Origin of the sequence: Bradyrhizobium sp. Leo170 (assembly GCF_004296405.1) — a bacterium.
Classification (GTDB): domain Bacteria; phylum Pseudomonadota; class Alphaproteobacteria; order Rhizobiales; family Xanthobacteraceae; genus Bradyrhizobium.
Genome location: NZ_PSRR01000182.1, coordinates 1 through 16758, shown reverse-complemented (window position 1 = coordinate 16758; position 16758 = coordinate 1). Strand labels below are relative to the sequence as shown.

Sequence of the window (16758 nt, the reverse complement as noted above, 5' to 3'; positions counted from 1 at the left end):
ACTTATGCTATTCACCTTTCGGTTGTATGCGTTGAGTTTCATTTTTTATACAACTTTTACGGGTGATCGGTGATGGCGCGAGCGGATGCGATTCTTGCAGCGGTCCAGCGAATCCACGAAGCGCCGCTCACCCCCGACGGCTGGACGTGTGCGTTGCCGTCAATAGCGAGCGCCTTGCGCAGCGAGCACAGCATTTTCCTGGCCCAGGACGCGAGCCGTGCGGCCGAGTTCGTTGTCGGCTTCGGGATGAGCTCCGAGCAGACCGCAGGCTTTACCGCAGCGGCCGGCCCCGGCTCCGCGTTCTGGGAGGTCATCCGTGCGCTGCCGGTCGGGTCCGTGGCGCCGACCTCCGCGCTTCTACCCGACCGCGAGTACGCCCGGACAACCTTCTATAACGAAGGCGTCCGGCCGTTGGGCGCATTTCACGGCCTGCTGGTCTCGCCGCTGCGCACGCCACAACGGTTTGTCCATCTCTCCACCGGCCGCCGGCTGGGACGTCAGGATTTTGACGCCGACGATATCGCAGCACTGCGGACGCTGGTGCCGCATCTCGTGACCGCGCTAAACGTGGCCCACAAGTTGGCCGCGGCCGAACTGCGTGCGGCTGGAGCGCGGGCTGCGCTCGATCGATTGGAGGTCAGTGTCATCCTGGTCGATGCTGCGGCGAGAATTCTGTTCGCGAATCGGAGCGCGGAAGCGATTCTCTCCGGCAATGACGGCCTCGGCGTCGATCGAGACGGCGTCCGCGCGTGCAGCCGCAACATAACCCGCGTCTTGCATCGTCTGATCGCAAGTTGCGCGGACGCCACGACGATCAATGGCGAACCCGGCGGAAGCATTGAGCTCCCACGTGGTGAGGGGTGCAGGCCCCTGCACGTTGTCGTCGCGCCGTTTCGAGTGAACGCGGAGCAGATCGATACGGCCTGGTTCGGCACCGCGCTGCCTGTGGCGATCCTCATCGTCACCGATCCCGAACGAGAGCGGCGTATGCGAAAGGAGCACTTACGTCGTCGGTTCGGGCTCACCTCGGCGGAGGCGGACGTCGCCTTTGAGATTCTCAAGGGCGACGGGCGCGCCGCATCCGCTGCTAGGCTCGGCATCGCGGCCACAACGGTCAGGGCACATCTAAGCCATATCTTCGAGAAGACCGGCGTGCACAGGCAGGCCGAACTGGTTCGACTGCTGATGCAGGGCGAGCACGAACTGACGAACGCCGCTGGCAAATCAAGAAGGTCAGGCCGTTGATCCATGATCGGCAATTGATGCATCATGGATCGCCGTCACTGCATCGACCGACGTTAAAGTCTCGCGAGCCAAGCCTCCAGGCGGGTTGGTCCAAGCCGGGCTGTGCCGCTGGGCGTCAGCGAGGCATCGTCGATCGGCGCGCCATAATACTCTGCGGTTGGATCGCCGAAAACGAGCCGGCTGTCGCCTGATGCCTTCAGGCGGCGCGCAACGAATTCATTGAAGGGCGCCTTCTCTGGGCCAGCAATGTCGATCGTGGCGTTCAGCGGCTGCCCGATCGCAACCTCCGCCAGGCAGTCAACGACATCGTCGGCCGCGATCGGCTGGAACAGGGCTGACGGAACGACAATCCTGTTCCCGATCGCTCCGGTTTCGGCGATGGCGCTCAGGAATTCGAAGAACTGGGTCGCGCGGACGATGGAGTAGGGAACGCCGGACGATTTGACCAATGTCTCCTGCGCGACCTTGGCACGAAAATAGGCAATATCCGGCGAGCGGTCGGTCCCGACAATCGATAGCGCGACGTGATGCGTCACGCCGGCTGCGGTTTCCGCAGCAACGAGATTGCGGGTAGAACGCTCGAAGAAATCGAGCACTGCGGCGGGTTCCCAGGATGGCGAATTGGAAACGTCCACCACGACCTGCGCGCCGGTGAGTGCTGCCGCGAGCCCTTCTCCCGTCACCGCGTTCACGCCCGACCGCGGAGAGGCCGGCACGGCCTCGTGTCCCTGTTGGCTGAGCTTTGCAACCAGCTTCGATCCGATCAGTCCGGTGCCGCCGATGACGATGATCTTCATGACACTCTCCCTCAGCGTTTGACGAAGGCGAGCAGTTCCGGATTGACGACTGGGACGGCTCGCCAACAGGGTGCGCAAATATCTCACGAGCCGTTGCATCCAGCAACTCTCGGGAGCGATGATGGAAGATCGAGTCAAATGTGGTACTGCGAACCCTGATCTCAGAAGGGCTGAGAGCCGAAAGTGGCGGCTAGTATCTTGGCAAGCAACAATGGAATACGAAGCCGCGATAGGTAGCTCAGGTGTGTTGGAAGCGCTCCGCGCCTTCGATCCGCGCGTGGTCGGGACTCTTCCCCTGGCGCTCTCCGTGCCGGGAAGCGATATCGACATCATCTGCCACGCATTCGACCCGATGGCCTTTGCCGAGGCGATCTGGAGACAATTCCAAGCCTGCGACGGCTTTCGTCTCTATCAGTGGACCTCCTCGGGACGGCCGGTGGTCGCTCGCTTCGAATGGAGCGGATGGCCCTTCGAGGTGTTCGGGGACTCTCGGCCGGTGGGGCAGCAGCACGGCTGGTTGCATTTCGAGATCGAAAGAAGATTGCTGGCTCTCGATGACGGACGCCTCCGGAAGGCTGTCCTTCAGCAAAGGTCGCTGGGGATCAAGACAGAGCCCGCCTTCGCAGCCGTCCTTGGGATAGACGGCGATCCCTATCGCGGCCTGCTCGAACTTGCTTCGGGGACCGACATTCAGTTGCGCGCTCGGCTGAACTCACTGTGAGGATTCGTCCGGCGCGCCAATGATGAGCCGCTCTGTTACCGCTGTAGTCCAAATTCCATCGCCTTCGTCGGACCGATGGCGCATGCTTGGACGACGCAGGATAACAAGCAGGAGAAGCAAGTGCCCTACGCGGACGTTAACGGTCAGCGGCTCTATTACGAGGACACCAGCGGATCCGGCCCGGCGATTGTCTTCTCGCACGGACTGTTGCTTGACGGCACCATGTTCTCGCCGCAGATGATGGCGTTCCGGGAAAGGTACCGCTGCATCGTGTGGGACGAGCGCGGGCACGGGAAGACTGCCACGGAAACATTGCCGACCTTTTCTTACTACGATTCCGCAAACGATCTCGACGCACTCCTTGCGTTTCTCGGTATCGAGAGCGCCATTCTCGTCGGCGTGTCTCAGGGCTCCTTCCTGAGTATGAGATGCGCCCGGATGCATCCTGAGCGCGTCCGTGCCCTGGTCTTGATCGCAACGCAGGCAGGCGTAGACGACTCGAAAACACTTGCGAGCTATCGTGCGCTGCTGGGCGCATGGATCGCAGGCAAGCTGCCGGACGAAATCGCCACCACGGTCGAGCACATCATTTTCGGTCCCAACTGGCCTGGCGCCTCCGCATGGAGGGAAAAATGGCGCGCCATGACAGCGCCAAATCTCTTGAGCGCTCTCGACACGCTCGCGCGCCGAGACGATATCAGCGACAAGATTTCCTCGATCCGCGTCCCCACACTGGTCATCCATGGCGATGCCGATGCCGCCATTCCACTCGCCAGGGCGCAAGCCATGAAGGCAGCAATCCCCAATGCGGAACTGATCGTGATTGCGGGCGGTCACTCCGTCAACATGACCAACCCAGGCCCCGTGAACGCAGCCATCAAGGACTTCCTTGAACGACATCCTCTCGTCTCTTGAACGCCGAAGGCGTGAAACGGACATGCCAGAGGGCTAGGACTGAGAGTACACTTGATTCAGTCCGGGACCGCGGCTGAACGCTGCGGCTTTGGGTTGTTCTCGACAAAACTCAAGCAGCGATCATTTGCGGCGGTAGCGAAGCGCATCGACCAGCAGCGAGAACGCCGGCGATGGCTGCCGGCGGCTCGGATAATAGAGGTGATAGCCGGAGAACGGCGGGCACCAGTCCGACAGGACGCGCACAAGCTGGCCGCTCGACAGGTACGGCTGCACATGCCCCTCGGTCAGATAGGCGAGCCCGAAGCCTTTCAAGGCGGCGCTGAGCAGTGCGCCGGCGCCATTGAAGACAAGCTGGCCCTCGACGCGCACATTCACTTCACGCGCGTTCTTCTCGAATTCCCAGGCATAGAGGCTGCCGCCATGCGTAGGCAGGCGCAGGTTGATGCAGTTGTGATGGGTCAGATCCTGCGGCGTCCGCGGCCGCTTCCGGTTGGAGAAGTAGGAGGGCGCGCCCACGACCGCCATGCGCAGGTCCGGACCCACACGCACGGCGATCATGTCCTTTGCCACCAATTCGCCCGGACGAATCCCGGCGTCGTACTGGGCCGCGACGATGTTGGTGAGACCGTAGTCGATCAGGACTTCGACCTTTATATCCGGATAGTGCGGCAAGATGTTAGCCAAGGCAGGCATCAGGATCGCATCCGCGGCATGTTCCGTGGCGGTGATCCGGATCGTGCCTGCCGGCTTCTCGCGCAGTTCGCCCAAGGCCGCCAGCTCGACGTCCATCTCGTCGAACTTGGGCCCGATCTTCAGGAACAGCCGTTCGCCGGCCTGAGTTGGTGTGACGCTCCGGGTCGTGCGGTTCAGCAACCTGACACCCAACCGCTCTTCCAGGCCGCGGACGATCTCACTGAGCGTCGGTTGGGAGATCCCGAGCTTTGCCGCCGCCCTGGTGAAGCTCCGCTCCCGCGCCACCGCCAGAAAGGCAAGTAGATCGCTCGCGTTCTCGCGGTCCATTTATAGGTAGCTCCGATAAATCTGATCGGATTTTATCATCTAATACCTGGATGCCCAAAGCGCTACGTTCGCATGCGATCGCTGGCCCAGCCATTCGCTACCGAGGAGAGTTCTCCATGAGAGTGCTCGCAGCCGCCGCCGTCTCACTCTGTCTGATGGCTCAGGCTTCGGCCCAGACGCCCGCAACCAAGGGAGCAAATACGATGCCCACGCCCCAAGACATTCGGGCGGTCGCGCCCGCCCTCGAAAATTACGCGCAAGGCGTTGTGCTTGGCGATCTCTGGAAGCGACCCGGCCTCTCGGCGCGTGATCGCAGCATCGTGACCGTCGCCGCCCTCATCGCCCGGGCTCAGACGGTCGAGCTGCCATACTATCTCAATCTCGCGATCGACAGTGGCGTGAAGCCGTCGGAACTTTCGGAGATCATCACGCATCTGGCGTTCTACACCGGCTGGGCGAATGCAATGGACGCGCTCCCGGCGGCGCAGGAAGTCTTCAGGAGCCGCAACATCGGAGCCGATGAGCTTCCGCCGGCGTCCGGACCGCGGCTCCCCCTCGACGAGGCTGCGGAGACGCAGCGGGCGACGCGTGTTGGACAGCAGTTCGGTCAGATCACGCCGAGCCTCGTGCAGTACACGACCGACGTGCTGTTCCGCGACCTCTGGCTGCGACCGGGCCTCGCCCCTCGGGACCGCAGCCTCGTCACCGTGAGCGCCCTCGTCGCGACCGGACAGGTCGCTCAAATCACCTACCACCTGAACCGGGCGATGGATAACGGATTGACGCGGGAAGAGGCCGGAGAGGTGCTCGGCCATCTGGCCTTCTATGCCGGCTGGCCCAACGCGTTTTCCGCGGCGCCGGTCGTCAAGGACGTGATCGAGAAACGGCCTCCGTAGTGATCAGGATGTACTCGCGTCGACGATTGATCGCTGGCACCGGAGCCGGATTCGCCTTGACCGTGATCGGCGGGGCCGCGGCGGAAAAGTCGACCACCAAGCGAAGGAGTGGAGACATGGATATCGAGATCAAGCGAAATGGTTCGCGGCCCTCTGCCAAGGGCTCGCCGGACTGGTTCACCGGTTCGGTCCGCGTCGACCCGTTGTTTCAGGCGCCTGATCCGGCGCGGGTCGGCGCCGGACAGGTCACCTTTGAGCCCGGCGCCCGGACCGCCTGGCACACCCATCCGCTCGGCCAGACGTTGATCATCACCTCGGGATTGGGGTGGGTGCGGCGCGACGGCGGAGCGATCGAAGAGGTGCGGCCGGGCGACGTGGTGTGGTTCCCGCCAGGCCTCAGGCACTGGCACGGAGCGACGCCGACCACCGCAATGACCCACATCGCCATCCAGGAATCGCTCGACGGCAAGAATGTCGACTGGATGGAGAAGGTCAGCGACGAGCAATACCGCAAGTGACGGAGCCGCGATTGAATGGAGAGATCGAATGAAGCCCTACGTCATCTGCCACATGGCGGCGAGCATCGATGGTCGCACGCTGTTCAGCCGCTGGAGTCCGCAGGCGAGCGTGTCGCCAGGGCTGTTCGACCGATTGCACGAAGAGATCGGAGGCGACGCCTGGCTGGTCGGACGCACAACCGGTCAGGAATATGCCAAGGGCAGCGAGTATCCCTCGTCCACGAAGGATGTCTTCCTGCGCGAGCCCTGGTTTGCGCGTCGCGACGCGAAGGCCTACGGCGTCGTGCTGGACGCGCGCGGAAAGATCGTGTGGGGCCGCTCGGACATCGGCAATGATCCCATCGTCGTCGTGCTGACGGACGACGTCTCGGATGCACACCTGGCGGGACTTCGCAGCGAAGGAATTTCCTACGTCTTCGGCGGGAAGAAACAGCTCGACCTGCCGCTGACATTGGACGCCCTGAACCGCGAACTCGGTGTGAAACGCCTGTTGCTGGAAGGCGGCGGCGTCACCAATGGTGCCTTCCTGCGGGCAGGGCTGGTCGACGAAGTGAGCCTGATCCTGTTTCCGTCAGTGGACGGAGCGAAGGGAGCGCCGGCCGTGTTCGACTCGCTGGAGAACGAGCACGGACGGTCGGCGCCCGTCCGATCGATGACCCTCGAGAGCCATCAGGTGCTCGAGGGCGGAGTCATGTGGCTGCGTTACAAATTGCAGAATGAATGATCCAAGGACCTGCATCTCAATCGGCCTTGAACGGGCCGTCCGTCCTCCACAACACTAAAGGAGCGAGTTCAGTGTATTTGCCTTTCAAGAACCAGGTCGCGCTGGTCACGGGCGCTGCATCCGGCATGGGTTTGGCCACCGCCAGAGCTTTCGCGGACGCCGGCGCGGCCGTCGCGCTCGTCGATGTCCGGGAGGACGCCGTACGCCGAGCCGCCGAAGAGCTGGCGGCGGCCGGCCATAAGGCGATCGGGATTCAGTGCAACGTCGCCGATGAAGGCGACGTCGCCGCAGCGGTCGAACGGACCGTATCCGAATTCGGGCGGGTGGATGCCGCGTTCAACAATGCCGGCGTGCAGTCGCCTGCGATCGAGACTGCCGACGTTACGGGCGAAGAATTCGATCGGGTCAATGCCATCAATCTGCGCGGCGTCTGGACCTGTATGAAGCATGAGCTCAACCACATGCGAGAGCAGGGCAGCGGCGCTATCGTCAATTGCTCGTCCATTGGCGGCTTGATAGGTCTGCCAGGGCGTGCGGCTTACCACGCCGCCAAACATGGAGTGATTGGGCTGACCAGGAGTGCTGCGCTCGAATATGCAGCGCGCGGTATCCGCATCAACGCGGTGTGCCCGGGCACCATCGATACTCCCATGGTTTCCGAGATGCTCTCCAAAGAGCCGGAAGCGATGAAGGAAATCCTGCGCAACCAACCGATCGGTCGCCTTGGTCGCCCGGATGAGATCGCGTCCGCCGTCCTCTGGCTGTGCAGCCCCGGCGCTAGTTTCGTCATTGGGCATGCGCTCGTCGTGGATGGCGGGTTTACCGCTCACTGAACGCGGCCCTCGGCAGAATTGTTCTGCGCGCCTCCCTTAACCATCGCTCTTCAACGCTGCTCGCACGAAGAGGGGTTCTGCGATCTCGAGTGGCTTCAGCGGGGCGCCTGCTTCCGAGAAACGCTTCCAGTAGGAAAGACTCCCGGCAACATCGACATGCATGATCTCGAGTTTGAGATCGTCCGGATCGGAGAAGAAGAACGCGTAGTAGCCGGGCTCATAGTCGTACTCGGCCGGGGGATCGAGGATCGGCACGTTCCTATCCTTTAGAAACCGATAGAAGGCGTCGACTTCGTCTCGAGAACCGACATTCCAGGCGAGGTGATGGAAGCCCGGCGAATAGCGGTCGTGAGTCCTGTTCGGGCTGTCCGGATTCGCGACGCTCATGATAAACCAATGCAGCGTACCATGTGGCGCCCAGCTCGCCCAGGCGAGGCGCGTGACGCTTTCCTCCACCAGCAAATAGCCAAGCCGCTCCATAACGGGTTGGTAAAAATCCCTGGCTCGCGTGACGTCCGTGACGGTGAGCCGCAAGTGATTGATCGTGCCGGTGCGGTCGGTGTGCGGCTGGCCTGGCAGCACATTTTTCGGATCTTTGCGCATATCTTTTCTCTCCAAAGCATGATGGCTCGGCGCGGCAGGGCGAGCGATTGCCTTCATCCGCGCCGCGGTGTCAGTCCGCGATGCGGCTTCCAGTTCGGTTGCGCATGAACAATAGGCCGATCACAAAGCTCAGCGACGCCACGCCGACCGGATACCAAAGGCCGGCATAGGGATTCCCGGTCACCGTCACCACGGCGAACGCGACGAATGGAAGGAAGCCTCCGAACAGGCCATTCCCGACATGGAACGGCAGCGAGAGGGACGTGTAGCGGATGCGCGCTGGGAACAATTCGACCAGGAACGCGGCCATCGGGCCATAGACCATCGTTGCCCACACCATCATCAGGATCAACAGCAGCGCGGCGGGAAGCCATTTGACCTGCGCGGGATCGGCCGTCTTCGGATAGCCGGCGGCAGCGAGTGCTGCAGCGTAGGTGGCGCTGTCAAAACCCTTGATAACAGTCGATCCGATATGGACGACGACGCCCGCTGTATCAGCCGTTTCGGCGGACGCGTAAGTGACGCCGGCCTTTGACAAATAGTCCCTGGCCATGTCGCAGGGCGTTGCAGGCTTGGCGAACATGTTGAAATTGCAGTCCTTGGCCGCGACCTGGACCGGGCTGTTGCTCTGCGCGGCCGCGAGTGCGGGATTCACCGCCCAGGTGAGGGCGTGAAAGGTCGGGAAATAGGTCACGGCGGCCAGCAGAAAGCCTCCGACGATCAGCGGCTTGCGGCCAATCCGATCCGACAGCGCGCCGAACGCGATGTACAGCGGCGTGCCTGCCAGCAGCGCAATCGCGATCAGGACATAGGCACTCACGTAGTCAAGCTTGAGAGTGGCCGTGAGGAAGTAGAGTGCATAGAACTGTCCGGTGTACCAGACGACGGCCTGTCCGGCGGTGGCGCCGAACAGCGCGATCAGCACGAGGCGCAGATTGGCCCAATTGCCGAAACTGTCGCGAAATGGCGCGCGGGACGTGGCACCAGCCCGCTTCATCTCGGCGAAGACGGGAGATTCCTCCAGTCGCAGGCGGATGTAGACGGACATCCCGAGCAGTGCGATCGAGACGAGGAATGGAATTCGCCAGCCCCAGCTCGCGAACACAGCCGCGTCCATTGACTGCCGGCAGGCCAGAATGACACCAAGTGACAGCAACAGGCCCACCGTCGACGTGGTTTGAATCCAACTGGTGTGAAGTCCGCGCTGCCGGTCCGGTGCGTGCTCGGCGACATAGATCGCGGCGCCACCATACTCGCCGCCGATGGCCAGTCCTTGCAGCAGGCGAAGTCCAACCAGCAGCACCGGCGCCAGCATCCCGATCTGGGCATAGGTCGGCAACAGGCCAACAGCCGCAGTGGATAGCCCCATGATCAGGATCGTTATGAGGAACGTGTATTTGCGTCCGACCATGTCGCCGAGACGGCCGAATACAAGCGCTCCCAGCGGACGCACGGCGAATCCCGCTCCGAATGTGGCGAGGCTGGCCAGGAATGCTGCAGTCTCGTTGCCGGGAGGAAAGAACAGTGCGCCGAAGAACGCAGCGAGCGTTCCGTAGATGTAGAAGTCGTACCACTCGAAGATGGTGCCGAGCGATGCGGCCGTGATGACCAGTCGGCGCGACTTTGTGGTGTCTGCTTGCGCAGCATCGATTTCGGCCACAGTGACCATGGTGGTGTTCCCCCTTTGCGTGATGTGAAGTCTTATGAAGTGAAAGCGTCGGCGTAGGCGCCAAGCGCCTGGCTTCCGCCGGTGTGCAGAAACAGGATGTTCTCGCCCCGCCGGAATTTTCCGCTCTGGATCAGCGCGATCAGCCCCGCCATTGCCTTGCCGGTGTAAACAGGATCGAGCAGCAATCCTTCGGTCTCGGCCGCGAGTTGGATGGCGTCGATGGTTTGCGATGCCGGCTGGCCGTACCCGGGGCCGACGAAGCCATCGTCGATCAGAGGAGCCTTGAAAGCGGCGACATCTTCGATGCTGAGCAGAAGCGCAGCGGATCGCAGGTGCTGCGCCACCTTCGCGCGCTGGCTCTCGAGCGGCGCCCCGACGGAGATGCCAAGAATAGAGGCCTCCAGCCCGGTGAGATGGGCGCCGAGGATATAGCCCGCCTGAGTGCCACCGCTGCCGGTCGGCAGGATGATACTGTCGATGGCGATTGCGCGTTCATGCAGTTGCGTGAGCAGTTCGAAATAGCCGGCGACATAACCGAGGACGCCGACCGCGTTCGAACCGCCCACCGGAATGATGTAAGGCCGCCGGCCGCGCTCGCGCTCCTGTCCGGCAATCTCTTCCATCATCGGGCCGCTCTCGACGTCCCCGACAAGACGAATGTCGGCGCCGAGCAGACGATCGATGAGGACATTGCCGCTGGTGCGATAAAGGTCGCCGCGCCCTCCAACGGAGTCGGTCAGAACCAGAATCGGCCGCAGATCGCAACGAACCGCCGCCGCTGCGACCTGACGCGCATGATTGGACTGGACGGCGCCCGCCGTAATGACTGTATCCGCGCGCTCCTCTCGGGCAGCGCCGATCAGAAACTCGAGCTTTCGGATCTTGTTGCCGCCACCGGCCAGGCCTGTGCAGTCGTCCCGTTTGACCCAGATGGTTGGTCCGTTCAGCTTGGCCGAAAGCCGGTCGAGCCGCTCAAGCCGAGTTGGCGCGTGGACAAGCTCTACGCGAGGAAATGCAGAAAGCCGCTGTGCTTCCTGCTGCGCGCGCTGGGGTGACACTGCAAAACGGTACGCCATCGAAAATTCTCATGGATCGCGAATAAAAGATCGCCGACCTTGTTAAAAGGCTGACCAAACGCTATTTTTTGCAAAATCATTAGTAAAACGAGTTGTTTCGATGGAATTCGATCGAATAACTCGATGGGTTGTGCTATGAACCTCGAACTGGAACTCGTGCGCACCTTCCTTGCGATCATCGAGCAAGGCGGCTTCACCCGTGCGGCGGGTCGGCTGCATAAGACGCAATCAACCATCAGCCTCCATATTCGTCGGCTTGAGGAGATCGTCGGCCGACCGCTTTTCGAACGTCAGGGCCGCGGTGTCGCGCTGACAGAACAAGGCGAGGTCCTTCGAACCTATGCCGAGGCGCTGGTTGATCTAAATGACGAGGCGTTGCTGAAGCTGCGCCGCCCACCGCTGACGGGCACGGTTCGGCTTGGACTGCCGGAGGATTTCGCCACCCGCCATCTGCCGATGGCGCTGCGACGCTTTACAGCAAGTCATCCAGCGATCCGTCTGGAAGTCAGGAGTGCGTTGACAGCCGAACTGATGCGCGACCTGGGGAACGGCGATCTCGACATCGTGCTGGCCCGCCGCGAATCTGAGGCGACGGAGGGATATGTTCTTTGGCGGGAGCCGCTTGTCTGGGTCGGCGCCCGCGGTCAGAGTTTTGTCGTCGACCCTCTTCCCCTCGTGATGTTTCCCCACGGCTGCGTCTATCGCCCGGAAGTATTACGGCGCATGCGCTCCTGTCCGCGACCTTGGGAGATCGTGTACACGAGCACCAGCCTTGCCGGCGTGCAAGCCGCTGTATCGGCAGGCATCGGCATCGCGGCGTTGGCCCAAAGCACCGTTCTTCTCGATTTTGTAGCCCTCGGCGCGGCAGAAGGTTTGCCGGATCTCCCTGAGACTGAAATAGCGCTCTTCAAAGGATCGTCGCGCAACGAGGCGGCAACTTACCTGGGCGAATATCTGTCGGAGTCGGTACAAAGCCTGTCATCCTCATCATCCGCCCGAATGTTCTGATGGCGTTGATCCAGTCCGATACCGTCGCTGAGCCGCTGCGGCTTTGGGTCCTACTCGACAAGACTCAATCCAAGCACGGCTTCTTCGCGGAAGTCCGCGACGAAAGTAGAGCTTTCGTCCTGCAGAAGTTCGGAGCAGCTCAGTGCCGTGTCGCGGCCGAGCGTCAGCTTACATGGCTCTCTTGTTACACGGCTCTCTTGGTCTCCTCGGCGTCAATGCAGCCGGCGATGGCATCGAGTACCGCCAGCTCCGCCTGCTCGATCGACGCGACGGCATAATCAATCGCGAACCCCGCCTCCCACTCAAGTCTCTCGGCCTTGTTTTCAGCGCGCCCGGCCTCTCGCTCTCGCTTTCGCTGGGCGATTCCGACCTTCAACGCCTCGATATCGGCGGCGATTCGTACGCCCGAGAGCAAAGGTCTGGATTGCCCCGAAGCGGACTCACAATAGCGGCACGATTGCTCAGTAGTATGTGTCGGTCGCTACCGCGTGATACAGTTCAATGAAAGGCAGTCAGGGGGTGAACGTGGAGAAATACGGAGCCGGGTCGATTGTTGTTTCCGACTATGACCCGAAATGGCCGACGTTGTTCGCGCAGGAGCGCACTAGGATTAAGAATGCTCTCGGCTCGTTCGCTTTGGCTATTGAGCATATGGGCAGCACGGCAGTTCCAGGTCTCCCTTCGAAGCCCATCATTGACCTGTTAGTTGGTGTACCTAGCCTTGAAGAGGCAAAGGAACGATGCATCGAGCCGATTGAGGTGCTTGGCTACATTTGCGTACCGGAGTACGCGTCATGGATCCCCGGCGAGCTGTTCTTCCGTAAGGGGCCTCCGGGGCCGTGGACCCACCATGTGCATTTGATGGAGCCGTCCCATCCTCGTTGGGAGGCATTACTGGTGTTTCGCGACTATCTTCGCACACACCCTGACGCAGCCCGCGCCTATGCCGACATTAAGCGGGCCCTCGCTGCTTCGTCAAAAGACAACATAGAGGCCTATAGAACCGGCAAAAATGTTTTCGTCGAGGAGACAACAGCTAAGGCTCGTGCATGGCGCGCGGATGCAGGAGATCAATAGCAACGCGAGATGTCAGAGCCTCAACATGTGCTTTTGGCCCGCAGCAGACCTGATGCCTTTTCTGAGGTCCCTCGAGCAGCCGTATTCGATAGTAACAGCTGTATACGCGGCGACCGTTGATCCCTACTTCAAGCGGAGCCTCTGCAGCCGCTTCACGGCGAATTCGTCGCCAGGCTTCAGTCTTAAGACGGCCTCGTAGTCGCGATACGCACGATCAAGCTCGCCTGCCCGTTCGTAGGCTAGCCCTCGATATCTCAGGGCCGTAGTGGAGTTGGGGCGGAGTTCGACAGCTTTATCCAAGCTTTCGATCGCGGCCTTCTCATTCTTCAGTGTGAGATGTGCGGCTCCGACGCCCACCCGAAGTCGATACGTATCGTTTTGCGTGAGATGCCCGAGTGCCAGCGCCTTATCGTAATCCTCCAGCGCGGTTTGCGGTCGGTGCGAACGATTATAGGCCTCGGCACGTCCAAGCATGAACACGCCCGATGTCGGATCAAGCTTTATTGCTTCGTCAAACCGATGGATTGCTTCCTCGGATTGGCCCAGTTCCATAAGCGCCAGTCCCTGGCCATTGGGGAAAGTCCCGTCATCAGAAAACAACTTTGCCCCGGCGGTGTAGTCGGCCAATGCAAGCTCAAAGCGACTTTGGTGGTGATAGAAAAAGCCGCGCTCGCTATAAGCGCGTCGATCGGTAGAGCCGACCATTTCAACGACCGCATTGAAATCGGCTTCGGCTTGATCCCAGCTTTTTGCCAGCTGAGCGGTAACACCCCTCATCAGCAGCAGCTCTGCCCGGTCTTTAGGACTGAATTGCTGCTCGAGCCCTTTGGAGTAAATTTGGATGGCGCGCTCAAAGTCCAGCTTGCTTACGGCAACGGCAGCAGCCGTCTGGTAAGTCTGGGCGTCGGACGCAATCACCGCAGAACAGATTGGCCACAGCACGGACAGGAAAGCAATTCCGCGCAGGACTCTCCGCTGTGCCAAGCCAATTTTCATTTGCTTCTCCGGGCCGAGAAAGCGCTCATGCCCGAAGTTGATGCAATCGACAATTGTTCTTATCGAACAATGCAACCGTAATGCTGATTGCGGTTAAACAATCGTTGATCGAGCAACATCTGTCCTCCGCCATTGCTGCCGGCGCAGATTAAGCTTGGCCTTCAAGTTCGCTATTGGACCATCGCGTCATTTCGTGGCGGCGCAGCAATTCGGTCGCTTTTAGAGCGAGGCGGACATCAACTGGCGGCGTCCACAGAATCCGGTTTATGGATACGCTAGTCACTTCATCGTAATGGTGATGCGAGCCAGGCTGGCCGAGAGCTCCACGCCCAACCTGGGTCCGCTGAGCACCAGGACGACGCCATTCGCATTCTGCAAGCGCACGGCGCCGGCTCCGGCGACGAGAGCGCCGGCGGCTCCGACCGCGGTGTAGGTCCCTGCCAGATCGCCGGGATTGCGCAGGTTCTGGGCCTGCCCGACGAACTCATCAATTGAAAGCGCAAGCGTGGCGCCAAAACTCGCGCCCGAAATGTCGAAGGGATATTTTTTGCCGTGGAATGTCAGCACGCCTGTACCATTGCCGACGGCGGCGATGATTCCGGCCTTGGAGAAGAGGACATGCACGCTGCCGGTGTCTGCCGGCGACGGACTGGTCGTTGCCGTCCAGGCGGCGAACGCTATCAGGCTGGATGCAATTGCACTGCGAAAGTCGCGCATGGGACCTGATCCCGCGTTTGAACGAGCAGAGGTCGGAATCCGAGCTTGAGACGAGAGACAATCCTGATCAGGCGCAAGAACGCTTAAGTTAGATCAAGGCGGTCTTTGTCCGCATGAAAATGCGCTGGCTCCGAAATCCGAACCCGAGAGCTGGAATCATGCTGAGCGCTGACGGCTTCAAGTGCGGGCGACCGTAGCCGCGGTTCCATTCACTGACCGCGTCGAATGGGCCGCGACGAAAAGCCCGTGGAACGTACAGGGGAGGCCAAGGATTGCCATAATTGGCGTAATTCCTGTTCAGCGCTGGTTCACCCGTCGAGGAATCCAATCGAGTGGCATCCGATAGGGGAATGATCATGACACGCATTCTGTTGGCATTGTTCATTGGCCTGGTGTCATCGATCGCGCTGCCTGCACAGGCGCAGGAGCAGGAGAAGCGGCTCGCGCTGGTGATCGGCAATGGCGCCTACGCGACCGGTGCGCTGCCGACGGCGGCCAACGATGCAGGCCTCGTGGCGCAGACGCTGCAGGCCGCGGGCTTTGACGTCGTCGGTGCGCGCGACCTCGACGGCGAGACGCTGCGCAAGTCGTTCCGTGAGTTCGTGCAGAAGGTGCAGGAGGCGGGATCGAACACGGTCGCCTTTGTCTATCTCGCCGGCTACGGCGTGCAGCTTACGGGTGAGAACTATTTCATTCCGGTCGATGCGAAGATCGCCCGCGACATCGACGTGCCGGTCGAAGGCCTGCGGCTGTCGGACTACATGCGCCAGCTCTCGGCGCTGCCGGTGAAGGCCAACATCATCGTCCTCGATGGCGCGCGCGCGAATTCCTTCGCCAAGGAGGGGCAGCCGCTCGCCGGCGGCCTGGCGCTGGTCGAGCCCGATGCGAAGATGCTCCTGGCGTTCAATGCCGCACCCGGCACGATCGCGCCTGAAGGTCAGCCGCCTTACGGCCCCTACGCGCAGGCGCTTGCCGAGATGATCCGCGCCGGCGGCCTGCCGCTGCCTGAACTGTTCGACCGCGTCCGCCTGCGCGTCAGCGAGATGACCAAGGGCGCGCAGATTCCCTGGAACGCGCAGAAGATCGATACGCCCTTCATGTTCTTCGAACGGCAGCAGGACGCGCCGCCGACCCAGGTCGATGCCAGCGCCCGCGACAAGCCGATCCGCGACTTCGACGCCAAGGACGCCTATGCCGCCGCGCTGGAGCGCGACACGCTGCAGGGCTACGAAGATTTCCTGCAGGCGTTTCCGAATGATCCGCTTGCGAAGCGGGTGAGGGCGATCGTCGCCGCGCGGCGCGAGGCGATCACCTGGGGGCGGAGCTATCGCACCGATTCGCCGGATGCCTATTGGTCCTATCTCCATCGCTATCCGCGCGGCCCTCATGCGGCCGATGCGCGGCGGCGGCTTACAATCCTGTCGGCGGCGCTGGAGCCGCCGCCGTCCTTTGCGCCGATCGACTACGACGTTGGGCCGCCGCCGCCCGATGAGTTCATATATGTCGAGGATCGCCCGGTCCTCTACTTCGATGATCCGGTGTTCGCCTTTGCGCCGCCGCCACCGCCGCCCGTGTTCTTCCTGCCGCCACCGCCGCCGGATTTCGTGGTGCTGGCGCCACCGCCGCCTCCAGTGGATGTCTTCGTGCTACCCGTTCCGCTGTTCGTGCCGATCCCGGTCTTTGTCCGGCCGCCGATCTATGTTGCGCCGCCGCCGAACAACATCGTGTTCGCCAACATCCACAACCAGACGATCATCAACAACGTCATCAACAATCCGAACCCAACTCCGGCGCAGCTCGGCGCGCTCGGAACGAAGTTCAGTGGTGGCGCAGCTCGGCCGGCGATTGCGCCATCGTTGCCGCCTGCCGCGGCGCAGCGGGCCAACCTGGTCCAGCCATCGCCGCAGGGCGTCGCTCAGCCGGCGCTGGGCACCAAGTTTGCG

Annotated in this window: 18 protein-coding genes; 10 read left to right on the top strand and 8 right to left on the bottom strand. The window is 61.7% G+C overall.

Features of this window, described 5'->3' with window-relative positions; translation table 11 throughout:
- Positions 1–174: 174 nt before the first annotated feature.
- The gene (locus CWO89_RS26360) at positions 175–1245 is read left to right on the top strand and encodes a helix-turn-helix transcriptional regulator (RefSeq protein WP_165421351.1); all 1071 of its coding nucleotides are present in this window, start codon (positions 175–177) and stop codon (positions 1243–1245) included.
- A 53-nt stretch (positions 1246–1298) separates the two neighbouring features.
- Here CWO89_RS26360 and CWO89_RS26355 read toward each other — a convergent pair whose 3' ends face one another.
- Positions 1299–2042, bottom strand: a complete 744-nt coding sequence (locus tag CWO89_RS26355) for an SDR family oxidoreductase (protein ID WP_130581561.1) — start codon at positions 2040–2042, stop codon at positions 1299–1301.
- Positions 2043–2253: 211 nt separating this feature from the next.
- Here CWO89_RS26355 and CWO89_RS26350 point away from each other — a divergent pair, with 211 nt between their 5' ends.
- Both CWO89_RS26350 and CWO89_RS26345 read left to right on the top strand, forming a co-directional pair.
- Entirely contained in the window at positions 2254–2763 is a 510-nt protein-coding gene (locus CWO89_RS26350) for a DUF4269 domain-containing protein (protein WP_130581560.1), read from the top strand.
- Between the two features lie 75 nt (positions 2764–2838).
- The gene (locus CWO89_RS26345; protein ID WP_283813554.1) at positions 2839–3678 is read left to right on the top strand and encodes an alpha/beta fold hydrolase; all 840 of its coding nucleotides are present in this window, start codon (positions 2839–2841) and stop codon (positions 3676–3678) included.
- A gap of 120 nt (positions 3679–3798) precedes the next feature.
- On the opposite strand, the gene CWO89_RS26340 is transcribed toward CWO89_RS26345, so the two are convergent.
- Positions 3799–4698 (bottom strand): LysR family transcriptional regulator, encoded by a 900-nt coding sequence (locus CWO89_RS26340; RefSeq protein WP_130581558.1) that lies wholly within the window; start codon positions 4696–4698, stop codon positions 3799–3801.
- 116 nt (positions 4699–4814) lie between these two features.
- Here CWO89_RS26340 and CWO89_RS26335 point away from each other — a divergent pair, with 116 nt between their 5' ends.
- The 4 genes from CWO89_RS26335 (at position 4815) to CWO89_RS26320 (ending at position 7669) form a co-directional block, all read left to right on the top strand.
- The gene (locus CWO89_RS26335) at positions 4815–5594 is read left to right on the top strand and encodes a carboxymuconolactone decarboxylase family protein (protein WP_130581557.1); all 780 of its coding nucleotides are present in this window, start codon (positions 4815–4817) and stop codon (positions 5592–5594) included.
- A 122-nt stretch (positions 5595–5716) separates the two neighbouring features.
- Complete coding sequence (locus tag CWO89_RS26330; protein WP_207234577.1) at positions 5717–6112, top strand: (R)-mandelonitrile lyase; 396 nt, start codon at positions 5717–5719, stop codon at positions 6110–6112.
- A gap of 28 nt (positions 6113–6140) precedes the next feature.
- Complete coding sequence (locus CWO89_RS26325) at positions 6141–6836, top strand: dihydrofolate reductase family protein (RefSeq protein WP_130581555.1); 696 nt, start codon at positions 6141–6143, stop codon at positions 6834–6836.
- Positions 6837–6907: 71 nt separating this feature from the next.
- Complete coding sequence (locus CWO89_RS26320; RefSeq protein WP_245476594.1) at positions 6908–7669, top strand: SDR family oxidoreductase; 762 nt, start codon at positions 6908–6910, stop codon at positions 7667–7669.
- 36 nt (positions 7670–7705) lie between these two features.
- Here CWO89_RS26320 and CWO89_RS26315 read toward each other — a convergent pair whose 3' ends face one another.
- The 3 genes from CWO89_RS26315 to CWO89_RS26305 form a co-directional block, all read right to left on the bottom strand.
- Positions 7706–8272 (bottom strand): VOC family protein, encoded by a 567-nt coding sequence (locus tag CWO89_RS26315; RefSeq protein WP_130581553.1) that lies wholly within the window; start codon positions 8270–8272, stop codon positions 7706–7708.
- Between the two features lie 70 nt (positions 8273–8342).
- Positions 8343–9941 (bottom strand): MFS transporter, encoded by a 1599-nt coding sequence (locus tag CWO89_RS26310; protein ID WP_130581552.1) that lies wholly within the window; start codon positions 9939–9941, stop codon positions 8343–8345.
- Between the two features lie 32 nt (positions 9942–9973).
- A complete protein-coding gene (locus CWO89_RS26305) occupies positions 9974–11017 on the bottom strand; it encodes a D-cysteine desulfhydrase family protein (RefSeq protein ID WP_130581551.1) in 1044 nt (347 codons plus the stop codon).
- Positions 11018–11152: 135 nt separating this feature from the next.
- On the opposite strand from CWO89_RS26305, the gene CWO89_RS26300 reads away from it, so the two are divergent.
- Positions 11153–12025 carry a LysR substrate-binding domain-containing protein gene (locus tag CWO89_RS26300; RefSeq protein WP_130581550.1) on the top strand — a complete coding sequence of 291 codons (873 nt, stop codon included), beginning with the start codon at positions 11153–11155 and terminating at the stop codon, positions 12023–12025.
- 184 nt (positions 12026–12209) lie between these two features.
- Here CWO89_RS26300 and CWO89_RS26295 read toward each other — a convergent pair whose 3' ends face one another.
- Complete coding sequence (locus CWO89_RS26295; RefSeq protein WP_130581549.1) at positions 12210–12440, bottom strand: hypothetical protein; 231 nt, start codon at positions 12438–12440, stop codon at positions 12210–12212.
- Positions 12441–12526: 86 nt separating this feature from the next.
- Between CWO89_RS26295 and CWO89_RS26290 the strand changes: the two genes are divergently transcribed.
- Positions 12527–13102, top strand: coding sequence for a GrpB family protein (locus CWO89_RS26290; protein WP_245476593.1), 576 nt, complete (start codon positions 12527–12529; stop codon positions 13100–13102).
- Positions 13103–13225: 123 nt separating this feature from the next.
- Here the strand turns inward: CWO89_RS26290 and CWO89_RS26285 are convergent, their stop codons facing one another.
- Complete coding sequence (locus tag CWO89_RS26285; RefSeq protein ID WP_130581548.1) at positions 13226–14098, bottom strand: tetratricopeptide repeat protein; 873 nt, start codon at positions 14096–14098, stop codon at positions 13226–13228.
- Between the two features lie 279 nt (positions 14099–14377).
- Positions 14378–14815 carry a hypothetical protein gene (locus tag CWO89_RS26280; protein ID WP_130581547.1) on the bottom strand — a complete coding sequence of 146 codons (438 nt, stop codon included), beginning with the start codon at positions 14813–14815 and terminating at the stop codon, positions 14378–14380.
- 356 nt (positions 14816–15171) lie between these two features.
- Here CWO89_RS26280 and CWO89_RS26275 point away from each other — a divergent pair.
- Positions 15172–16758: caspase family protein (locus CWO89_RS26275; RefSeq protein ID WP_130581546.1), on the top strand; the 1587-nt coding region annotated here is incomplete at its 3' end.